Source organism: Arcobacter venerupis (assembly GCF_013201665.1).
Classification (GTDB): Bacteria; Campylobacterota; Campylobacteria; order Campylobacterales; family Arcobacteraceae; genus Aliarcobacter; species Aliarcobacter venerupis.
This window is the reverse complement of sequence record NZ_CP053840.1, coordinates 1,768,448-1,788,974: the sequence shown is the minus strand read 5'-3', so window position 1 is coordinate 1,788,974 and position 20,527 is coordinate 1,768,448. Positions and strand designations below refer to the sequence as shown.

Genomic DNA, 20,527 nt, shown 5'->3' with positions numbered 1-20,527 from the left:
TTGGAAACAAAGAAAAGATAAATTATATAAATCTGCTTTTTAGAAATTCTATTAAGGTTTCAAAAAGTAGATTTTTTGATTTTTCTTTATGATAAACTAAATAAAACTCTCTTTTTAATTCTAGATTTTTTAGTTTGATTTGAAATAGTTTTTTCTCTTCTAGCTCTTTTTGAACAATAACTTTTGAGATTGCTGTTACTGTATTTGGATTATTTAAAACTATAGTTTTAATCTCTTCAAAATCTTGTAATTGCATAAAAATATCTAAATCTTTTGCTATTTCTCCAAGATGATTTATAAATATTTCTCTTGTTCCTGAGCCAGTTTCCCTTAAAATCCATCTTTTTTTAATAGCATCAATAAAGGCAACTTTTGGGTGATTTCTGTCACTTGAAACAACAATTAATTCATCATCACAGAGTTTTTCTTTTATCAAACTTGAATTTTGTGTATCAACTTCAATAAGTCCAATATCAAGTTGGGATTTTAAAATCTTATCTATAATTTTGCTTGAATTTATAGTTAAAATATCCATTTTTACATCACTATATTTGCTTAAAAAATCATAATAGATATTTGGCATTATATAGTTTGAAATAGTTTTACTAGCAGCTATTTTGATATTTCCAGCTAATTTATTTTCTTGAAAAATATTTTGAGCATCAATAAGTGCTAAATAGTGAGGAAGAGTTTTTTCTTTGAAATATTTTCCTTTTTCATTTAATATAAGTTTTTTGCCAATTCGGTCAAAAAGTTGTTCATTTAGAGAATTTTCAAGTGATTTAATTGCAAGTGAGATTGCTGATTGACTTATATTTAACTCTTGTGATACTTGGGTAACTTGAGGGTTTTCACAAAGTTTGTAAAAAAAGTTTAGTTCTTTTAATGTCATATATTCCCTTATTAAAAATATTAATCATTATATTAAAAATAATATATTTTACAAATTAATTTAATAGGGTTATACTTTCAAAATCAAAGGATTAATATTATGAAAACAAATAATTTAAATATTAGAAATACTTTTTATGGAGTTTTATTTGTAGGTATTTTTGCATTAATTGCAACAATCATAGCAGATGCAAATTTTTTTAAGAACTTAGCAATTAGCCCACTTATTATTGGAATAGTTTTAGGAATTTTTTATGCAAATACTTTAAGACATAAACTTCCAGCTACTTGGCAAAGTGGAATTATCTTTTCTACAAAATATATTTTAAGATTTGGTATTATCTTATATGGATTTAGACTTACTTTTCAAAATCTTCAAGAAGTAGGCTTTAGTGGAGTTTTTATAGCTTTTTGTGTAGTTTTTTTTACTTTTATCTTTGGATATGTAGTTGGAACAAGATTTTTAAAACTAGATAGAGAAATTACAATTTTATGTAGTGCTGGAAGTTCTATTTGTGGAGCTGCTGCTGTATTAGCAACTCAAAGTGTATTAAAAAATGAAGCTTATAAAAGTGCAATTGCTGTATCTTTTGTGGTGATTTTTGGAACTGTTGCTATGTTTTTATATCCATTTTTATATAAATTAGGATTTTTTGATTTAAATGCTTCACAAATGGGAGTTTATATTGGAGCAACTTTACATGAAGTGGCTCATGTTGTTGGAGCATCTACTGCTTTAGGTGAAGATGTATCTAAAGATGCGATTATTGTAAAAATGATAAGAGTTATATTTTTAGTACCTTTTTTGATTTTATTATCTTTGTGGTTGATTAAAACAGGATTTCACAGCAAAAATGAGAAAACAAAAGTAGTAATTCCTTGGTTTGCTGTGATGTTTATAGTAGTTGTAGGGTTTAACTCTTTTGGATTTTTAGGCAAAAGTACAATCACCGCTATAAATTTTGTAGATACTTTTTCTCTAACAATGGCAATGACAGCTTTAGGAATGGAAACAAGTTTTGATAAGTTCAAAAATGTAGGAATGAAACCTTTTTATCTATCTTTGATTTTATTTGTTTGGTTGATGGTAATAGGGTATTTTTTAGTTAAATATATATTTTAATAAATGAGAAAATAAGTATCTTTAAAAGATACTTATTTAACTTCTATTCCAAATTTTTCAAGAAGATTAACCCAAATAACATTTTTCCCATCTTTATCAAAAATAGTTGGTGTCCCTTGAACATTTAAACTCATTCCTAGTTGAATTTGTTCTTCTAATTGTTTTTCAAGTTTTTCAAGTTCTGCTTGAGAATATTTTGTAGCTTTTACTTTTTCTAAATTATCACTTGCATCAAACATTGCAGCAATTTTTTTCTCTGTAGTTTTTTGACTCATGATATATAAAGATAAATCTTTTGCATTTACATGAGAATCAATTGGGAAATAAAATATTTTAATTTTTACTTTATTTGCAATTTGTGGCAGATATGATTCTAATTTTTTACAGTATGGGCATTCTGGGTCTGTAAATAAGTAATACTCTTCTGTTCCTTGTCCATAAGTGAAAGCTTCTTTTCCTTTTAGTATTGATAAATCAACAGGAGCAGTTATCTTTGCTCCATTTGATACATCAATTGCATCACCTGCAAGTACAAGTTTTTTGTCTTTTGTTAAATAAATCTCATCAGGATTTCCTTGAACATTAACATTTAAAATATAGATACTTCCTGCATCATAAGCTTTTGTAATTTTTATTTGAGCTCTTTTGAACAATTCTAATTGTTCCATTTGAGCTACTTCATTTTTTGTTACTTCTTTATAATTAGCACTTAAACTAACTGTTAAAAGTAAAGAACTGATTATCACTTTTTTAGTAAAATCAAACATTATAAATCCTAATATAAATTTTTTTGCGTATTGTATCTAGTTTATGGCTATTTTGCGTTAATTCTTAAAGAAAATTTAATCTATTTTTCAACTCTTTTGATGCAAGTGCATAACCACCATTTGAACTATCTACAAAGTGGATATGTTTGCCATGTCTTTCAAAAATTAGACAGGTCATTAAAGCTGAATTTGATTTATGTATTCCATAAACTAAATTTTTGTTTTGGAACTGTTTTTCTAAGTATCTTTCAAGTTCTTTTGTTTGAATTTTATTTGTCGAAATTACCATTCTAAGCATATCATCAAATTTCTCAGTATCAGTTGTTTTCATAATCCTATTTTTATAATCACCCCATAAACCAATAGAAAATTTCATTAAAATTAAACCTAAAAAGTTTTCAAATATAAGTTTTAAAATTGTAAAAAATTTAGATATTTTACCTGTACTAAAAGTTGAAGCTTCAGTATTTAAAACTCTTAGATTAAAAGATAATTTTAACTGATTTGTTTGTTTTAAAGGATTTCTTTCTTCATATGAACCTACAATTTGTTCAATTTCTTTTAAGCAATTTTGATAAATTTCATTTGAATTATTTTCATCTAGGCTTTTTATTAAAATAGAAATTGTCTCTTCTTTTGGTGTTTTAATATCTTCCCATCTGCACTCTAATCCATCAAAATTAGGTACATAATCATTAATTAAATTTTCTTTTATTTTGAATGTTTCATATTCATCTTTTAGTAATTTTTCTGCAAGTTCTAAACCATTTCCTCTTACAAGTGCTTGGGTGTGGTCTTTTGTAGTTTGAAATTTTGCTACTTCTATAAAAGAGCCTCTTTTTTCTATCTCTTTTACACTGATTATTCCAGCTCTTAAGTCTAAATTAAAAACTTCTTTTGCTTTTATTGACGCTTCTGATAGTACTTTTTTAGATTTTTCTAATAATATTGGAGGGACTATTAAACTAGCTCCATCTCCTCCAAAAATATATGGAAAATCAAGTTTTCTATCTATATTTAAAATTCCAATTATTGTAAGAGCAGAGATAAAATTTACTTGTTTATAATTTCCTTTTTCTATGGCTGTTGTGGAATCTTTAATATCTGAAACCAAAATCAACCAATCATTTGGAACTTTTGAATAATTTTTATTTTCCATAATCTTTGAAAAATCACTTATTACTGTTAAGTTTTTATAAAATTTAGTATTCATTATTAACTAATAATCTTAAATAAGAAACCCGTTGTTATAAATGAAATAATTATCCCATAACCTACAATTGCAGTGCTAAGTCTTGGGGCTAATCCTGCCATTGAAGCAATTGCACCAGCTGTAATCATTGGAGCCATTCCAGCTTCCATGATTGATACAATCGAAGCTTGATTATCCCAAGCAAATATTTTACAAATAATAAATGCAATAAGTGGTGCAATTATAAGTTTTACTATTAAAGCTACACTAAAAGGTTTTATCTCTTCTCTTGGAAGTCTTAATTGTAATTGAAGACCAACAGCAACAAGAGCAACAGGAACAATCGTACTTGCAAATGAACTTAATACTTTTGTAATTACTGGATTAAACTCAACACCAATTAAAAATAAAGCTACAATTAAAGATAAAAAAGGTGGAAAAGTAAGAACTTTTAGTGTCATGATTTTAAAGGTAATTTTGTTTTTATTTGAATAGTATGAAGCGATAAATGTCCCATAAGTTGCAAGTGCTATAAAAGTTCCTAATTGGTCATAAACCAAAACATAAGGCATTGCACTTTCACCCATGTATGCATTTATTATAGGAATACCTAAAAATGAGCTATTTGTTAAAATTGATACAAGCATTAGTGAACCTGTAATCTCTTTTGAAAAAGAGAAAAACTTTGATAAAACAAGTATCAAAATTGCACTAATAAACATAACAATCCAAGCTACAATAATTGGAATAATCATATCTATTGAAAAACTAAGTTTTGGAATTTGCAATAATATCATCGCAGGAAGCGAGATATAAATTGCAAATTGATTTAAAATTGTTGGAGCATCTTTTGAAAAAATATTTAATCTATTGATAATATAACCAATTACAATGGCTAATAAAATTAATACAAAATTTTCCATATATTATTCACAAAAATTGTTTTCACATAGATTCTCAGACGTTACTTTTCCATACTCTTTTGAATAATTAATTCCCCATTTATGCATCGCTTCTAAAACTGGTTTTAGATTTTTTCCAGCTTGAGTTAAGCTATAAACAACTTTTGGTGGAACTTCTGCATAAACTTCTCTGTGAATAATATTTTTTTCTTCTAACTCTTTTAATTTTACAGTTAAAGTTTTTTGTGTTATTTCACATACTGTTTCATGTAAATCTTTAAATCTCATATCACCATCTAATAGATGCCAAATTATTCCTAATTTCCATCGGTCATTAAATATATCTAAAGTTACAGATACTGAACATTTATATTCTTTATCATTTATATAATACATAATAGTTTCCTTTTAATTCAAATGCAATTATAACATAAAGAAAATTAATTTCCATTACTTACCTAAAGTAAAGTAAGAGTAAATTAAGTTTGTTGGGTATATAATTTTCAAAGTTAAAAAGGAGTAAATATGAAAAAAGTTTTAATTTTAAATGGTCATCAATATTATGATGTAGTAGCACGTGGTGAGTTAACAAATAATTTTATAAATAGAGCAGATGAATTTTTCCTAAAAAATGGTTTTGAAGTAAAACATACAAATATTGAAAAAGGTTATGACATTGAAGAAGAATGCCAAAAGTTTGAATGGGCAGATTATGTGTTATTTCAATATCCAGTTTATTGGATGAGTGTTCCTTGGATTGCAAAAAAATATTTTGATGAGACATTTACACAAGGACGACATTATGCAAGTGATGGAAGAAGTAGAACTGATGCTTCAAAACTTTATGGAAGTGGAGGATTATTAACAGGTAAAAAATATATGTTATCTTTGACTTATAATTGTCCAGCATCTGCATTTGATAATAAAGATAGTCTATTTGATGGAATGTCTTTAGATGAAGCTCATGTTGCTGTTCATAAAACATTTCAATTTTGTGGATTAAAACCATTAGAAACTTATGCTGTTCATGATATTTTCAAAGGTGATTTAGATTTAGATTTTGAATTAGAAAAGTTTGAGAAAGTTTTAAGTAAAAATTTTTTATAAAATATTGGAGTGCGTATGAATGAAATTATTAAACAATTAAGTAATCGAAAATCAATAAGACAATTTACAGGTGAAAATGTAAGTGATGAAGATCTTGAACTTATTATAAAAACAGCACAAAGATGTCCAACTTCTGTAAACGGACAACAAATATCTTTGGTTTATACAAGAGATAAAGATAAGATACGTGAAATTGCAAGATTAGGCAACCAAGAAAAAATTGCAGAAGCAGATGTTTTTATTGTTATTTGTGTAGATTTTAATAGAACTATTTTTGCAGTTGAGCAAACCGGTGAAAAACATCAAATAGATAAATCAGCTGAGGGTGTACTTGTAGGTGCTGTTGATGCTGGAATCATGTTAAATGCTATACAAATTTCAGCTGAGTCATTAGGTTACGGTACAACTGCAATTGGTGCAGCTAGAAATGAACCAGATGCTATGATTAAACTTCTAGGGCTTCCTCCTAAAACATTTCCAATTGTTGGTACTACTATTGGAGTACCTACAATTCAAGCAAAAAATGCTCCACTTAAACCTAGAGTTCCAATTGAGAGTTTTGCTTTTGAAGATAAATATGATGATAAAAAAGTAAAAGATGGTGTTTTATTATATGAAAAACAGATGAAAAAGTTTAGAGTTGATAATAATATGAACTATTTACAATCATATTGCGAACAAACTGCAAGTTATTATAAAAATATATATTTTAGAAAAATTGAAGAAAATTATACAAAACAAGGTTTTGTCTTTAAAGACTAAAAAAAGGAAATATCATGAAAAATATAGTAATCGTAGCAACAGTTAAAGTAAAAGATGGATTTAAAGATGAAGTTTATAGTGAACTTTTGAAATTACATGAAGCAACTCACAAACATGATGAGGGTTGTATTCAATATGATTTACATAAAAACTTAGATGATGAAAATAGTTTTACTTTTGTTGAAACTTGGGAAAATCCAGAGTTTTTATCAGCACATGAGAAAAAAGAGCATTTTATAACTTTTGTATCAAAAATAGAAAATAAAATAGATGGTTTGACAATCAATAAATTAGAAAAAGTAGATAACTAAAAGGAATTCTTATGAGTTTATTATTTAAAGAGGGACAAATAGGAAATTTGAAACTTAAAAATAGAATTGTTATGCCTCCTATGTGCATGTATGCTAGTGATAATAGTGGTGAACTAAAAATTTTTCATAAGGGACATTACTTAGCAAGAGCCATTGGTGGTGTTGGTTTTATAATTGTTGAAGCAACAGCTATTGAACCAAGAGGAAGAATATCTGCTAATGATTTAGGTCTGTGGGATGATTCATTAATTGATGCTCATAAAAAACTAAATGAACAAATGCACTCTTTTGGAGCAAAAACAGCTATTCAAATTGCCCATGCAGGTAGAAAATGTACAGTTGAAGATGAAACTCCAATTGCCCCAAGTGCAATTGCTTTTAGTGATAATAAACCATTTAAAATGCCAAAAGCTGCAACAATAGAAGATATAAAAAATATAAAAGAATTATTTGTAAAAACTGCACTTCGAGCAAAAACTGCTGATTATGATGCAATTGAACTTCATGCAGCTCATGGCTATTTATTATGTGAATTTTTATCTGCATTAAGTAATAAAAGAGATGATATTTATGGTGGAAGTTTAGAAAATAGATGTAGATTAACTTTAGAAATAGCAAAAGAGCTTAAAGAAAAAGTTGATTTACCTTTGATTGTAAGAATTAGTGCTGATGAATGGATGAATGAAGGTTGGAATATAAACGATTCAATTTATTTATCAAAAGAGCTTGAAAAAATTGGAGTTGATTCTATCCATGTTTCATCTGGTGGTAATCAAGAAAAACCAAATAAACCTTTAGAATTAAAACCTATGTATCAATCTGATTTGGCAAAAGAGATAAAAAAAGAGGTAAATATTCCTGTTATTGCTGTGGGATTAATTACAACGGCAGAGCAGGGTGAAAAACTTTTAGAAGAAAAATATTGTGATTTTGTAGCATATGGAAGAGAACTATTACGTTCACCTAATTTTGTTTTTATAGCAGCAAATGAATTTAATCAAAAAGAGTTGATAATTCCTTCATATTCAAGAGCCTTTTAATGCACAAAGAAGAGAATAAAACTAAATACTTTATTGGTATGTTAATAGCTATGTTACTTTGGGGTATTGCTTGGACTTCAGGAAAAGCAGCTGTTGAACACTCTAATATACAAGTAGCTTCATTTTGGAGATATACAATTTCTTTTATTGGAATGATACCAGTTATAATTTATATGAAAAGATCTTTGAAAACAGATTTTATTGGATATATTTATATGATAGCTGGAGGTGTTTTAAGTGCCTTATTTAGTTATTTGTTTTTTGCTGGACTTTCTCACGGGGAAGCAGGGTATGGAGGAACGATGGTTACTTCTTTAGTCCCTTTGATTACATATTTTTTATCTATGTTGATTTTTAGTACAAAAGTATCTACAAAACAGATGATTGCTTTGGGTATTGGTGTATTTGGTGCTATTATTTTACTAAAAATACCAATGGAAGGAATGGGATTTTTAAATCTTAATAGTATATATTTTTTAGTATGTGCAGTTGTTTGGTCATTTGTCACTATAATAACTCAAAAAGTTTCACACAGAGTTGACCCAATGTTTTATACTTTAGTTATTTTTGGTGTAACAGCATTTACAAATATGATATTTGCATTGCCTCATCATCCTTTTGATATAGCTTTGTATGATTCAGTATTTTGGTGGAATATTACATTTGTAGGACTTTTATCTGGGACATTTGCAATGGCAATATTTTTTGCAAGTGCTAGCAGAATTGGCGCTCATAATACGGGTGTATTTATGTTTATTGTTCCAATTGGAGCAATAGTATCAAGTTATTTTGCCTATGGCGAAAAAATTGCCTTATCTACAATAATAGGTTGTTTACTCTCTTTTATAGCAGTTATTTTGTTTAATAAAAAAAGTAAATTAGAAAAAATAAGATTAAGCGAAACAGCTGAATAATTTACTTGTTAAGAAATTAAGGTTGTTTTTTAACAATTGTTAAAAAATTTGAAGTTAGAATATCATTTTTTATGATGTATTAAATTAATTTAAAAGGAAAAAATATGGAAAAAACATTCGCAGAAGCTATGGATTTTAGACACGCGTGCAAAATTTTTGATGAAACAAAAAAAGTTAGTGATGAGGATATGAAGTTTATACTTGAAGCTGGAAGAAAATCGCCATCTTCTTTTGGTATGGAAGCTTGGAAGTTTTTAGTTATTACAAATGAAGAGCTAAAAGCAAAACTTAGACCTGCTTGTTGGGATCAAGTTCAAATCACATCTTGTTCTCATTTAGTTATTGTTTTAGCTGGAATTGAAGGTGTTAAACCTGAAAGCGGAATTCCTGAAAAAAGATTTTCAAGACGTGAAATGCCTAAAGAAAAATTAGATTTTTATTTAGGATTATATGCAGGACATTTAAAAAATACATTAAGTAGTGATGAAAATATTTTTGCATGGACAGCAAAACAAACAGCATTTGCAGCAGGAAATATGATGATAGCAGCAGCAATTAAAGGAATAGATTCTTGTCCAGTTGAAGGATTTGATAAAGAGAAAGTTGAAGAAATTTTAGGACTTGACACTAAAAAATACCAATTATCTTTAGTTTTACCTTTTGGATATAGAATTAATGAGCAATCAAAACAACAAAGAGAAAAATTCGAAGATATTGTTGAATTTATTAAATAAATATAAAATATAAGAGTATCTAAAAGATACTCTTATATTACTACTTTTAAAAAATCAAAAAAATATTTTATTATTGTGAATACTATTAATTAAATTAAATCAATTTATTAAAATAACTATTAAAACTCTATAAAAGAAAAAACATCATTATCTAACTATCCTAAAACTCATGCTTAAAAAAATATTAGAGTTAATTTACATTTTAAAACTATGATTTTATAACTTTTTTTAACAATTTTAAAAATGATACTATTTACATACCATTTAATTATAAAATTACATAGAAAACATTTTTTAGGAGATTTTATATGAATAGTATTTCAGAAGATATAATAAATAATAGTAATAATTCTATTTTAGTAGTTAGTAAAGATTTAGAGTGTATGGATATATTAAAAAAAGGTTTAAATAATAAATATGATATATCTTATTTTAATAATGACAAATTTCATTTATTAAACGAAGAAATTAATAATTATAATTTGATTATTTTTGATAATAGTACAAGTGAATTAAAAAAGTTTGTTGAAGATTTAAAACTTGCAAAGTCTTATAACTTTAATATACCTATGATTTTATTGGAAGATGGAAATTTTGAAGATATTTCAGTTTATAAATACTGTAATGTTTATACAATTTTTGACAAAAAAATTGATGAAAAATTTTTATTTTTAAATATTGATATTGCTTTAGGATTTTTATATTCAAATAAAAAAGTTCAATTCGAAAATGGATTTTACTTTGACACAATAAGTGAAACTTTATATCAAGGTAAGAAAATAATTAAATTAACAAAAATTGAAAAAAAATTAGTTAATTTACTTGCTTCAAATCCAAATACACTAGTAACTTATGAAGATATATCAGCAACAGTATGGAAAGGAAAAGAATTTTCTATATATTCTTTAAGAAATGTTATTAAACATATTAGAGAAAAAACAGAAGAAGCATTTATTAAAAACTCATCAAATAGAGGTTATATTATTAGTACACTTTGATGATTTTTTAAATCATCAAAGCATAAAATCTAAAAAAACTACAAAACTTACACTCTATCAAAAACATCAATCCCAAATATTAAAATTTACATAAATAACTAATAATAAGTTAAAATATTATTTTGAAATTTTATTAAAATAACACTATAATAAAATTTATTATTATTTTATGAATTAATAAAGAGAGCACAATGAGCAAAGAGCTAATAGAAGAGAAAGTAAATAGTGTAGTAAATAAATTAAAAGATTTGCGAATAGAAATAAGACAAGATATTGTATGTCGATTAAAACTTCTTAACTATAAAACAAATGATACTTTAGGTGTAAGTGATGGTAACTATAGTGTTTATGAACTAAATGGAGAAAGTAGGGTAAATTCTCCTTATTTCTTTGAACTTACTTTTGTTAGTGATGAATTTATAAAAATCGAAGATATTGTAGATACTGATGTTCAAATAAGATTGAGTGATTCTGTAAATCCTTTAGTTAGAAAAGATATTTATGGAAAAATATATGAAGCAGCTGAAGATTCTGTAGTTGCAAAAAAATACCTTTATAAAATAAAAGTAGTTTCTCCTATGTATTATTTAGGATTAACAAATAAATATGAGATATTTCAAGATAAAACGGTTGTAGATATAATAAGTGAAATAATAAATAGATATAACCAATTGTTAAATATAAAAATAGATGTAAAAATAGATGAAACTCTAGCTCCTAAAAGAGAATATGTAACCCAATATGATCAAAGTGATTTGGAATTTATTCAAATGCTTTGTGAAGAAGAGGGTTATAGTTTAATAATAGATTATAGTTCAAATGATCCTTACTCTGTAATTGTTTGTGAATTAAATGAACATGCAATAGTAAAAACATACTCCTCGACTTGTAGCTTTAATCATAGTAAGAAATTTAAAACAAGTAATTATGTAGAAGATTATTATGATAAGAATAATCCAAGCTTGGATTATAAACTCTCTTACGGAGCAAATATAAACTCTAGTGTAAAAGATAATGATAGTACCAAACAATTAAGAACAGATATAAAAAAAGAGAAATTAAGAGATAAGTTAAACCTCTTAGATGAAAGTTACTATAAAGACCTTAATAGATACACAAAAATAGATTCCCAAAGAGAATACTCAAAAAGTAATATAATAAAAGGTGTAAGCCAAGAACTAAATATAAATGATAGCTTGTGTATAACCCTAGAAGATGAAAAAGCAAATAAGAAAATAGATGTAATAATCCTAAATGTAATATATAAAGGTAAATTTGAAAATGCTTTGGATGAATATAGACAAAATGTAAAAGATAATGAGAAACATGAACTGCAATATGAAGTAGAATTTGAATCAATCCCAAAAGATATAAACTATAAACCCTCAATAAGTATAAAAAAGCCAAGAATAAACTCAATAGTAACAGCAATTGTCTCAAATGGAGAATCAAATACAAAAGATTATGAAAATACAATAGATGTAGATGATGAAGGTAAAATAAAAGTACTTTTCCACTTTGAAAGAAATAGAATAAGCTCTTGTTACCTAAGAGTATCAAACTTTTATGCAGGAACAAACTTTGGAAGTCAGTTTTTGCCAAGAGTAAATAGTGAAGTAATAGTAAGCTTTGTAAATGGTGACCCAGATCTTCCAATAATAATAGGAAGCTTGCATAATGGTGAGAATAAAAATCCTTATAATCTTCCAGAAAATAAAACAAAGAGTTATATAAAGAGTTACTCAATGCCACAATATGAAGATAAAGAGGGTTATAATGAAATGGCTTTCGAAGATAAAAGAGGACAAGAAGAACTCTCTTTTAGAGCCCAAAGAGATATGAATACCCTAGTGTTAAATAATCAATTAACTCATGTGCAAAATAATTCAAAAATAATAATAGATAATGAGAAAGAAGAAACAGTAGAATCAAACTCAATATTAATAGTAAATAAAGATTATACGCAAAATGTAAAAGAGAATCATATAAATGTAGTAGAGAAAGAGAAGCTAACAACAGTGCAAGAGGATTATGAGATACATGTGCTTAAGGATTTCAATACTATTGTTAAGAATGATTTAAAATCTATTGTGGAAGAGAATGTAGTAACTTCAATAAAAAATACTCTTGTAAAATATGTGGAAAAAGATGTAAGTGATAAATACCTAGAAAATTTGTTTGTACAAGTAGCAAATGAAATGGGAATAGATATAAAAGATAGTTTCCACCTAAATACAACAAATGTACTGCTTGAAGGAAATAATGAAATAGTAATAGAATCAAGTAGTGGAATAAGTATAAGAAGTGGAAGTAATGTACTAACAATAGATAACTCAGGGATACATTTTAATACACCAAATTATAATGAGAATTCAGGAAATGGTGGGGTTAATGGAATGGAAGTTTCTAAAATACTTTTCAAAGAATCTCAAAAAATTAAACAAAAACCAATTTTTTCAAAATAAGGAATATAAGATGACAGCTAATAATACAACTCAAACTACATATATTCCAAAATTTTCTTACCCATTTGCGCAGAAAAATAAAACTATATATAAAGATAAACTAGGTTCTTTATCACATGGAAATTATCTATTTACTAAAATGGGATTTTGGCATGGTGGAATACATTTTGAGGGAAGTATGTTAAGAGACTTAAAAGCTCAAGAAGGAATAAAATGTATTGCAGATGGAGAAATAGTTGCATATAGAATAAATAATGAATATTTAAATGATGGAAGAGGATTATATTCTACAGGTTTCTTTCTAATCAAACATAAGATAGAATACCCAACAAATAATAAACAAAGTTTTTTCTCTTTATATATGCATACAGCAAAAAAAGATGATTATTTAAATAAAGAAGATTACTTAGTAAAAACAAAAGGTGAAAATATACTTCTCAGAAGTGGATATGAAAGAAGAGCCTACTCTCCAGCAATAGGAGATGCAATAGCAGCTAATACAAAAATTATTATAGATGGGAAATGGATACAAAATAGAGCAAGAGTTTTATATGTAGAGGGAAGAGATATAGACTTATCTTTAAACCTAACAATCCATAACTCAAATGTAAGTGATATAAATAAAAAAGATATTCCAAAATTAGAAGAGATATTTGTAAATAAAGACTTTAATAAAGTAATAGTTCTTTCAAATCCAATAAAAATAAAAGCAGGAGAAACTATAGGATTAATGGGTGAATATAATATAGAAGGTGAAAGAAATGTTAACTGCCTACATCTAGAAGTATTTGCAAGTGAACAATTTAAAACATTTGTACAAACTACAAAGAGGGGATAAAAGACTACTACAAAGCTTTGATTGGGCAACAATATTAAATGCACAAAGCTCAAGAGATCATGTGTCAATATTTGAGAACCTAGAAGCAGTGTTTAAAAAAGAAAATTTAAGAATGAATGAAGTGTTTAGAAAGTTGTTTGATTTAATAGATAAAGGTACTCAAGATAACGGAGATGGAATACTAGAAGTACATGAACTAGAAAAAGCAACAAAAAATCCAAAGATAAAAGAGATAACAAATAAATATGTAGTAAAACACTCTAGTGAATGGGATAAAACACAAAATATGGTAGATGTATTACAAAATATAGTGGATAATATAGATAACTCAGAGTTTGAGAATAAAGATAAATATATAGAAATGCTAAAAAAAGAGAAAATAAGGATAGAAAATTTAAGTTTTTTTAGTGAATGTAAATCTATTTCTGATTTTCCTCAAAGTGATATGGTTTATGTTATTAATCCTATTGGCTTGGTTAATGAGTTTAAATCAAGTATAGACGTCGATGGATATGTATATTCTTATGACGGTGTATATTTAGGTGTAAATGAAAAAAGAGAAGATACTGTATATATTGCTGAAAGATTTGAAAATGGGAACTTTATAAATGTAAAAAAAATAGAGAATATAACTCATAGAGAATTTCAAATTTGTTCGCAAATTGTTAAGCATGAAGGTACGCATATAACAGATGAAAATGAATATATTTGGATTGCTCATACTGCAAATAATTATGCGAAAAGGAAAGCTAAAACTTTATATCAAGTACTAATGACAGGTTATTCTTCTGTATCATCTACTGAAAAGATACCATTACCTGATATAAACGATGATAGTAGGTCTAACTTTGCTCGAAAAGGTATATTAGATATTTATATTACAAATAATGACCCTACGAATGGAGCGACAAAATGGGATGGAACAGATTTCTTAGCTTGGGGATTAAATTCACCTTATGGAGGGAAACCACAAGCAAAATTTAGAGAATTTTCTAAAATAACTATAGAGTCTTCTATATATGAGGATTATAAATCTGCTCAACTTGTAAAATATGCTCAAGGAAGAGTTCGATACAGTAGGGTATATTATACTATACCAGACAATGTTTTTACCAATCCTAATAACTGGGAAACAGGCAATTTTGAATATATAACTTATGCAAAAGATAGAAATGGCAATTTAATTACAATAAAATTAGTTGCAACAGGTACTAAAGGAAATACAATATTTTGGAAGGAATTAGAATGAAATTTTTTTTTATGGCATTAATTTTATTAGCGGTAAGTTTATTTGCAGATACAAAGTCTATTTGCTATAACTTGACAAAGGATAATCATGATTTTTTTAGTAAATTACAAACTATTGAAAATAAAAATACACAATCTATAAGCTTATATACTACAACTAATGATGTTGAAGTAGATACATTAAAAGTCGATAATAATCAATTAGATATTTGTGAGTATAAATATCCTGAACATATAATGAGTTATTTAATCTACTCAAATAATGATAAAGTGATATTTATAAATAATCAAGCAATAAAACTAACTAATGTTGAACAAGGTTTGGCATTTGATTCTCTATCGTATAAGGACAATAGACTTACTATATTTTATTTAGCATCGGGGGGAACTAATACAAATCATGTATCTTACAAATATACATTTATAAAAATCCAAAATGATTTTAAATTAATTACAGCAATTAAAGAATACAGTGTTGAAGTTTCAGATGGATTTGATTTAAAAACACAAGAATTGACATTGAAAGATATTTACTTGAGTAACTTTGATAGTATGAAGTATATTGAAGCATTTGATAATACCAATAAATATACTATTAAACAAATTAGATTAGATAAACAATTTCTTTATGAAACTCCTGCTATTAAAACAAAAATGTACTTAGTAAAAGGTGATGAAGTAGAAATATTAGAAGAAAAAGATGATTGGTTGTATATTTTGTATAAAGGTAAAAAAGATATAAAAGCTTGGATTCCTAAAAATGCAGTTGAGTAGAAATAGAAAAAAACTTCTCAAACTCCAATTTAGAAGATAAAGCAAAAGTATACCTGTATGAAGAGTGTAAAGAGATACACCCAATAACATTAGAATGGGCAAAAATAATAGATATGAAATCAAATGATAAAGTATCAATGTTTGAGAATATAGAAGATTTAATAATTACAGATGTGTCAAATGAAGTAAAATTAAATAGTTCATATAATGAATTGTTTAAATTAATAGATAAAGATAATAATAATATGTTAGATTTTCAAGAATTAAAAGAAGCAGTAAGAAATAAAGATATAAAAGAGATAATAAGTAAATATCGTAAAACACTCAAGTGAATGGGATAATGAAATTAACTTAGCACAAGTAATAATAGATAGAGTAGGAAATAATAAAGATAAAATAGATAATATAGAAGAATTTGATTTGTATTATGAGAAAGTAGAAGAAAGAATAAAAAACTTGAGTTTTTTTGCTGAATGTAAAACAATTGCTGATTTTCCTCAAAGTGATGAAGTTTATCATTTTAATCCTATTGGGTTGGTTGGGGTGTTTGGGAATAGATCAAAATGTTATTGTAATAGAGATTTTACTGTTGATGAAGTAAAAGAAATTGTAAAGGATTTAAGGGATAAAGAAAAAGACACAAAAGGGAACTATGATTTGTTTACAATAAAAACAAGTATTCCTGAAGCAGATAAAACGTATGCGCGATTTACCGAAGAATTAAATAAAACATTTACTAAATATAAAGTAAACATTTGTTTACGGAAAATACATTTTTTAGCACAAGTTTATCATGAAACAAATAGATTTAGGAGTAGTGAAGAAGAAGGTAAAACTAGCTACTTACAAAATAAAAGTTATTATCCATTTTATGGTAGAGGTTTAATGCAACTGACATGGAAAGGTAGTAGTGGGTCAGGTCGTACGGGATATAAACAATATTTTGATTATTTGAAACGTACTGACTATGAAAGTAATTACAGTGAAGTTGGTAGTGAAATTAACTTAGTTTTTGATTCTGCAGGTTGGTTTTGGGAACAAGGAAAAACTTTAAGTAATAGTAATATAGGAACTTGGAATGCTCCTTCTTTTGCAGGGACAGTAGGTCTTGCTGTTGGAAAAGAGAATGCTTCCTCAGAGAAACAAATAATATCTTATGGAAATAATTCAAAAAAATATGGAACTATTAATCTAAACTTATTAGCTGATAATAATTGGATAGATACAATTAGTTGGCTTGTAAATGGTGGAGCTAATGGTTTTGAAGAAAGAAGAAATTATTTAAAAGAAATAAAGGAAATAATGAATTATGAAAACTGTATTAATAAAAACTAGTCTTATTTTATTTATTTTCTCATTTTTATATGCAAAAGATATGTCTTATAAAAATATAGAAGAAGATACATCTTATCATATTTATAGCGTAGATATAAATAAAGATGGAATTAAAGATAAAGTTGCTTACAATAAAGAGGGTAATGAATTATTATTTTATATAAAAAAAGATAATAATTATAAAAAAGTTTATCAAGGAGAAAATTATAGTTTTGATTGGGTATATAGAGTTGAGGATATAAAAGAATATAATGAAAATGATAATGTTCTTTATATTAAAACTATGTTTAACGGTTCGGGAGATCAGACTATAGAATATTTTATCTATTACATAAATAAAAAATGGGAATTAAATAAATCTATAACTACAAACTCAACATATTTAGAAACAAAAATATGTATTCTAAATAATAAAGAGGAAAATTGTTATCATGTTAAAAATTTAGAAGAGAATAATATTCTTATTAATATTATTGAAAATTTAAAGAATAAAAAAAATATTCCTTTGTTCTCTAAAGAATATATTTTTTCATTATTTAATACTTATGAATTAAATTTAAAAACCCTAACTCAGTACAATGATATAGCTTACTACCTACAACAAGCAAATGCAAATAATGAAGCAATATTTCTTTTAGAAAAGATATTAGAAAAATTCCCAAATAGAACAGTTGCATACCTAAACCTAGCAGATGCTTATGATGGATTAGGGAATAAAGAAAAAGCAAAAGAAAACTATGAAAAATATATGAACCTTATGAAACAAGATAATAAAGAAGCAAAAATCCCAAAAAGAGTTTTAGAGTATAAATGACTCTAAAACTCTTTCCTAAATTACTATATTTAAAATAAATTCAAGTTAATAATTTCAAAAGAATCAAATACAAAAAAATATCAGGAAAAACAAAATACATCTAATCCGAGGCGATAAAAAAACTTTCCAATTAGCTTAAAATATAAAATATAGTAGAATTCCAACTTATTAAAAAAACTAATAATATTAAAATTTTATAACGGATTTAAAAAATGGATTATTTTAGAGAATTATTTTTTGCTTTATTTGTATTTTTTATTGGATATTTAATTTTTAAATACGACATATTTAAAAAAATGAAAAATTCGAGAACTTTAGAAAAAGATTATAAAGGTTGTTATATTTTAAAATATCCAAATAGGGTAGAGTTCCATAATAAAGGTGAAATGTTTTTAATAGATTTTGATGAGTTTTTTGAACTTAACCCAAAATTAAAGGGTAAAATCAAAATTATTGAGCGACCTTTGTTAGATCTTACAAATAAAGATGCAATTAGAAATGAAGTTGAGATAAGAAGAGAGATTAGAATGGAAAATGATGATTATTAATAGTAATATAAAATCTTATCTAGTACAATTTATAGAATTAAAAGAAAGGTTTTAAATGATAGATTATATTTCTTTAGAAAAATATGCAAAGGAAATGTCTATTTTATTAGTTGAAGATGAAAGAGAAATTTCTGAAAAGATGAAAAATCTTTTAAGTGAAGTTTTTTCAAGAATTGATGTTGCCTTTGATGGAAAAGAAGCTTTAGAAGAGTATTGTAATTATTTTAAATTAAATAATGAATATCCTGATTTAGTATTTACAGATATTCAAATGCCTAATATGAATGGAATTGAACTTATAAAAAATATTTATAAAATAAATCCAAAACAAAATATTATTGTATTATCTGCTTATAATGAATCAGAATATCTTATGGAATTGGTAAATCTAGGAATATATAGATTTATTTTAAAACCAGTTGATTATGATAATTTTTTTGAAGTTGTATTTAAAATATCAAAAGAGATTTATTTAGAAAAAAATAAAACTATAGAAGAAAAAGAGATTTTTATAAAATTAAATAATGATTTACTTTGGAATAAAGAGCTAAAACAGTTATATTTTAATGATGAATTATTTAAACTTACAAAAAAAGAGTTTAGATTATTAGATTTACTTCTTAAAATACCTGAAAAGATATTTGTTAATGAAGAGATTATAACTTATGTATGGCATGAAGAGTTTGATAAAAGCCCAGATATCTCAAATTTGAAAAATCTAATATCTAGGCTAAGAAGTAAAATAAGTAGTTTAAAAATTGAAAACATTTACGGATTTGGTTACAAAATAACTATTCTTTAATTTTAAAGATTGTACAAATAAAGTACAAATGGAATATAAAACAATGAAACAAGTGTTGAAATTAAAACAGCAACAGACATTTTTTCAGGTTTTACATTCAATAAAGTTGCCACTGTTACTGTGTTCCCAGCTAATGGAACAATTGCAAATATAAACATAACTAGATATAAATCAGGGTCTAAAAAATGTATAAAATTTTTATCTAAAAAAATAAAAATAAGTATAATCAGTGGCCAAATGATAAATTTAACAAAAAGTGCTAATGAGATAAACATTTTATCAAATCCACCACTTGTTTTTATATGTTCCATTCCCATACCTAAAAGCATCATTCCTAATATTGCATACGCGCCTTTTAAATAACCAGTATAAGACATAAACATTTCTGGCATTTGAAAACCTGATAAATTTAAAATAAGTCCTAAAATAAAAGCGTGTAATACTGGAAGTCTCATAACTTTTCTGATACTTTCTTTTGCAGTAAAACTACTTTTTGCAGTAATATAATATCCCACAGAATTTTGATATAAAATTGAAGCTAAGATACTAAAAATAAAAATATCTACAAGTTTTGGTTCTAAAAATAAAATGGCTACAGGAATACCAAGATTTCCTGTGTTTCCAGTTGCAACGGTAAAAGAAAGAACATTTGCACTATTATCTTTGAATATTTTTTGAAAAATTGGAAGTGTTCCAAAAGCAATAATTAGACTTATTGTAAAAAAGAAAAGTGGTAAAAATATTATTGAACTATTTATATGTACGCTCAAAGTTGCATTAAAAACAATTAATGGAGCTAAAATATAAAGTAGTATTTTAGCAATAGTGTCTTTACTACAATCAAAATATTTTGTACTGAAAAAACCTAATAATATACTAAAATACAAGGGAATTATTTTCCCAAGAAGAGTCAAAAAAACTGTCATATAAATCCTTAGATAAATTTATATATATTATAATTA

General features: G+C 25.9%; 23 protein-coding genes. 17 read left to right on the top strand and 6 right to left on the bottom strand.

What is annotated here, in order from left to right:
- Positions 1-22: 22 nt before the first annotated feature.
- Positions 23-892 carry a LysR substrate-binding domain-containing protein gene (locus AVENP_RS08950; RefSeq protein ID WP_128358104.1) on the bottom strand — a complete coding sequence of 290 codons (870 nt, stop codon included), beginning with the start codon at positions 890-892 and terminating at the stop codon, positions 23-25.
- A 99-nt stretch (positions 893-991) separates the two neighbouring features.
- On the opposite strand from AVENP_RS08950, the gene AVENP_RS08945 reads away from it, so the two are divergent.
- Positions 992-2,014 carry a YeiH family protein gene (locus tag AVENP_RS08945; protein ID WP_128358105.1) on the top strand — a complete coding sequence of 341 codons (1,023 nt, stop codon included), beginning with the start codon at positions 992-994 and terminating at the stop codon, positions 2,012-2,014.
- Between the two features lie 32 nt (positions 2,015-2,046).
- Here the strand turns inward: AVENP_RS08945 and AVENP_RS08940 are convergent, their stop codons facing one another.
- The 4 genes from AVENP_RS08940 to AVENP_RS08925 all read right to left on the bottom strand — a co-directional run bounded on the left by AVENP_RS08940 (position 2,047) and on the right by AVENP_RS08925 (position 5,271).
- Positions 2,047-2,781 carry a DsbC family protein gene (locus AVENP_RS08940; RefSeq protein ID WP_128358106.1) on the bottom strand — a complete coding sequence of 245 codons (735 nt, stop codon included), beginning with the start codon at positions 2,779-2,781 and terminating at the stop codon, positions 2,047-2,049.
- Between the two features lie 64 nt (positions 2,782-2,845).
- Positions 2,846-3,994: a DUF3095 domain-containing protein gene (locus AVENP_RS08935; protein ID WP_128358107.1), complete on the bottom strand. Its 1,149-nt coding sequence runs from the start codon at positions 3,992-3,994 to the stop codon at positions 2,846-2,848.
- Between the two features lie 2 nt (positions 3,995-3,996).
- On the bottom strand, positions 3,997-4,896 hold the full coding sequence (locus tag AVENP_RS08930; protein ID WP_128358108.1) for an AEC family transporter: 900 nt from the start codon (positions 4,894-4,896) through the stop codon (positions 3,997-3,999).
- 3 nt (positions 4,897-4,899) lie between these two features.
- Positions 4,900-5,271: a winged helix-turn-helix transcriptional regulator gene (locus AVENP_RS08925; protein WP_128358109.1), complete on the bottom strand. Its 372-nt coding sequence runs from the start codon at positions 5,269-5,271 to the stop codon at positions 4,900-4,902.
- Between the two features lie 129 nt (positions 5,272-5,400).
- On the opposite strand from AVENP_RS08925, the gene AVENP_RS08920 reads away from it, so the two are divergent.
- From AVENP_RS08920 to AVENP_RS08845, 16 genes are all read left to right on the top strand, one after another.
- Positions 5,401-5,982 (top strand): NAD(P)H-dependent oxidoreductase, encoded by a 582-nt coding sequence (locus AVENP_RS08920; RefSeq protein WP_128358110.1) that lies wholly within the window; start codon positions 5,401-5,403, stop codon positions 5,980-5,982.
- 15 nt (positions 5,983-5,997) lie between these two features.
- Positions 5,998-6,744 (top strand): nitroreductase family protein, encoded by a 747-nt coding sequence (locus AVENP_RS08915; RefSeq protein ID WP_128358111.1) that lies wholly within the window; start codon positions 5,998-6,000, stop codon positions 6,742-6,744.
- Between the two features lie 14 nt (positions 6,745-6,758).
- Positions 6,759-7,055 (top strand): putative quinol monooxygenase, encoded by a 297-nt coding sequence (locus AVENP_RS08910; protein WP_128358112.1) that lies wholly within the window; start codon positions 6,759-6,761, stop codon positions 7,053-7,055.
- A gap of 11 nt (positions 7,056-7,066) precedes the next feature.
- Positions 7,067-8,095 carry an NADH:flavin oxidoreductase/NADH oxidase gene (locus tag AVENP_RS08905; protein WP_128358113.1) on the top strand — a complete coding sequence of 343 codons (1,029 nt, stop codon included), beginning with the start codon at positions 7,067-7,069 and terminating at the stop codon, positions 8,093-8,095.
- The gene (locus tag AVENP_RS08900) at positions 8,095-9,009 is read left to right on the top strand and encodes a DMT family transporter (protein WP_128358114.1); all 915 of its coding nucleotides are present in this window, start codon (positions 8,095-8,097) and stop codon (positions 9,007-9,009) included. Before AVENP_RS08905 ends, AVENP_RS08900 begins: the two co-directional genes overlap by 1 nt.
- Before the next feature lie 104 nt (positions 9,010-9,113).
- Entirely contained in the window at positions 9,114-9,743 is a 630-nt protein-coding gene (locus AVENP_RS08895) for an NAD(P)H-dependent oxidoreductase (protein WP_128358115.1), read from the top strand.
- 308 nt (positions 9,744-10,051) lie between these two features.
- Positions 10,052-10,741, top strand: coding sequence for a winged helix-turn-helix domain-containing protein (locus AVENP_RS08890; RefSeq protein ID WP_128358116.1), 690 nt, complete (start codon positions 10,052-10,054; stop codon positions 10,739-10,741).
- Between the two features lie 191 nt (positions 10,742-10,932).
- Entirely contained in the window at positions 10,933-13,206 is a 2,274-nt protein-coding gene (locus AVENP_RS08885; protein WP_128358117.1) for a type VI secretion system Vgr family protein, read from the top strand.
- A 10-nt stretch (positions 13,207-13,216) separates the two neighbouring features.
- Positions 13,217-14,044: a hypothetical protein gene (locus AVENP_RS08880; RefSeq protein WP_128358118.1), complete on the top strand. Its 828-nt coding sequence runs from the start codon at positions 13,217-13,219 to the stop codon at positions 14,042-14,044.
- Complete coding sequence (locus AVENP_RS08875) at positions 14,001-15,293, top strand: hypothetical protein (protein WP_128358119.1); 1,293 nt, start codon at positions 14,001-14,003, stop codon at positions 15,291-15,293. The genes AVENP_RS08880 and AVENP_RS08875 overlap by 44 nt, the downstream gene beginning before the upstream one ends.
- Positions 15,290-16,066: an SH3 domain-containing protein gene (locus AVENP_RS08870; RefSeq protein ID WP_128358120.1), complete on the top strand. Its 777-nt coding sequence runs from the start codon at positions 15,290-15,292 to the stop codon at positions 16,064-16,066. The genes AVENP_RS08875 and AVENP_RS08870 overlap by 4 nt, the downstream gene beginning before the upstream one ends.
- Before the next feature lie 113 nt (positions 16,067-16,179).
- Positions 16,180-16,398, top strand: a complete 219-nt coding sequence (locus tag AVENP_RS08865) for an EF-hand domain-containing protein (protein ID WP_128358121.1) — start codon at positions 16,180-16,182, stop codon at positions 16,396-16,398.
- Positions 16,399-16,486: 88 nt separating this feature from the next.
- The gene (locus AVENP_RS08860; RefSeq protein ID WP_128358122.1) at positions 16,487-17,401 is read left to right on the top strand and encodes a hypothetical protein; all 915 of its coding nucleotides are present in this window, start codon (positions 16,487-16,489) and stop codon (positions 17,399-17,401) included.
- Complete coding sequence (locus tag AVENP_RS08855) at positions 17,376-18,215, top strand: tetratricopeptide repeat protein (protein WP_128358123.1); 840 nt, start codon at positions 17,376-17,378, stop codon at positions 18,213-18,215. The genes AVENP_RS08860 and AVENP_RS08855 overlap by 26 nt, the downstream gene beginning before the upstream one ends.
- A 212-nt stretch (positions 18,216-18,427) precedes the next feature.
- Positions 18,428-18,763: a hypothetical protein gene (locus tag AVENP_RS08850; RefSeq protein WP_128358124.1), complete on the top strand. Its 336-nt coding sequence runs from the start codon at positions 18,428-18,430 to the stop codon at positions 18,761-18,763.
- 55 nt (positions 18,764-18,818) lie between these two features.
- Positions 18,819-19,565, top strand: coding sequence for a response regulator transcription factor (locus AVENP_RS08845; RefSeq protein ID WP_128358125.1), 747 nt, complete (start codon positions 18,819-18,821; stop codon positions 19,563-19,565).
- Positions 19,566-19,567: 2 nt separating this feature from the next.
- Here AVENP_RS08845 and AVENP_RS08840 read toward each other — a convergent pair whose 3' ends face one another.
- On the bottom strand, positions 19,568-20,491 hold the full coding sequence (locus tag AVENP_RS08840; protein WP_128358126.1) for an AEC family transporter: 924 nt from the start codon (positions 20,489-20,491) through the stop codon (positions 19,568-19,570).
- Between the last annotated feature and the right edge of the window lie 36 nt (positions 20,492-20,527).

Excerpts from the sequence above, each read along its gene's own strand:
- AVENP_RS08910 (WP_128358112.1), top strand. The coding sequence starts at position 6,759 with ATGAAAAATATAGTAATCGTAGCAACAGTTAAAGTAAAAGATGGATTT.
- AVENP_RS08865 (WP_128358121.1), top strand. The coding sequence starts at position 16,180 with ATGAAATCAAATGATAAAGTATCAATGTTTGAGAATATAGAAGATTTA.
- AVENP_RS08845 (WP_128358125.1), top strand. The coding sequence starts at position 18,819 with ATGATAGATTATATTTCTTTAGAAAAATATGCAAAGGAAATGTCTATT.
- AVENP_RS08915 (WP_128358111.1), top strand. The coding sequence starts at position 5,998 with ATGAATGAAATTATTAAACAATTAAGTAATCGAAAATCAATAAGACAA.
- AVENP_RS08850 (WP_128358124.1), top strand. The coding sequence starts at position 18,428 with ATGGATTATTTTAGAGAATTATTTTTTGCTTTATTTGTATTTTTTATT.
- AVENP_RS08925 (WP_128358109.1), bottom strand. The coding sequence starts at position 5,271 with ATGTATTATATAAATGATAAAGAATATAAATGTTCAGTATCTGTAACT.
- AVENP_RS08945 (WP_128358105.1), top strand. The coding sequence starts at position 992 with ATGAAAACAAATAATTTAAATATTAGAAATACTTTTTATGGAGTTTTA.
- AVENP_RS08930 (WP_128358108.1), bottom strand. The coding sequence starts at position 4,896 with ATGGAAAATTTTGTATTAATTTTATTAGCCATTGTAATTGGTTATATT.
- AVENP_RS08935 (WP_128358107.1), bottom strand. The coding sequence starts at position 3,994 with ATGAATACTAAATTTTATAAAAACTTAACAGTAATAAGTGATTTTTCA.
- AVENP_RS08840 (WP_128358126.1), bottom strand. The coding sequence starts at position 20,491 with ATGACAGTTTTTTTGACTCTTCTTGGGAAAATAATTCCCTTGTATTTT.
- AVENP_RS08880 (WP_128358118.1), top strand. The coding sequence starts at position 13,217 with ATGACAGCTAATAATACAACTCAAACTACATATATTCCAAAATTTTCT.
- AVENP_RS08885 (WP_128358117.1), top strand. The coding sequence starts at position 10,933 with ATGAGCAAAGAGCTAATAGAAGAGAAAGTAAATAGTGTAGTAAATAAA.
- AVENP_RS08890 (WP_128358116.1), top strand. The coding sequence starts at position 10,052 with ATGAATAGTATTTCAGAAGATATAATAAATAATAGTAATAATTCTATT.
- AVENP_RS08920 (WP_128358110.1), top strand. The coding sequence starts at position 5,401 with ATGAAAAAAGTTTTAATTTTAAATGGTCATCAATATTATGATGTAGTA.
- AVENP_RS08905 (WP_128358113.1), top strand. The coding sequence starts at position 7,067 with ATGAGTTTATTATTTAAAGAGGGACAAATAGGAAATTTGAAACTTAAA.
- AVENP_RS08870 (WP_128358120.1), top strand. The coding sequence starts at position 15,290 with ATGAAATTTTTTTTTATGGCATTAATTTTATTAGCGGTAAGTTTATTT.
- AVENP_RS08895 (WP_128358115.1), top strand. The coding sequence starts at position 9,114 with ATGGAAAAAACATTCGCAGAAGCTATGGATTTTAGACACGCGTGCAAA.
- AVENP_RS08950 (WP_128358104.1), bottom strand. The coding sequence starts at position 892 with ATGACATTAAAAGAACTAAACTTTTTTTACAAACTTTGTGAAAACCCT.
- AVENP_RS08900 (WP_128358114.1), top strand. The coding sequence starts at position 8,095 with ATGCACAAAGAAGAGAATAAAACTAAATACTTTATTGGTATGTTAATA.
- AVENP_RS08940 (WP_128358106.1), bottom strand. The coding sequence starts at position 2,781 with ATGTTTGATTTTACTAAAAAAGTGATAATCAGTTCTTTACTTTTAACA.
- AVENP_RS08855 (WP_128358123.1), top strand. The coding sequence starts at position 17,376 with ATGAAAACTGTATTAATAAAAACTAGTCTTATTTTATTTATTTTCTCA.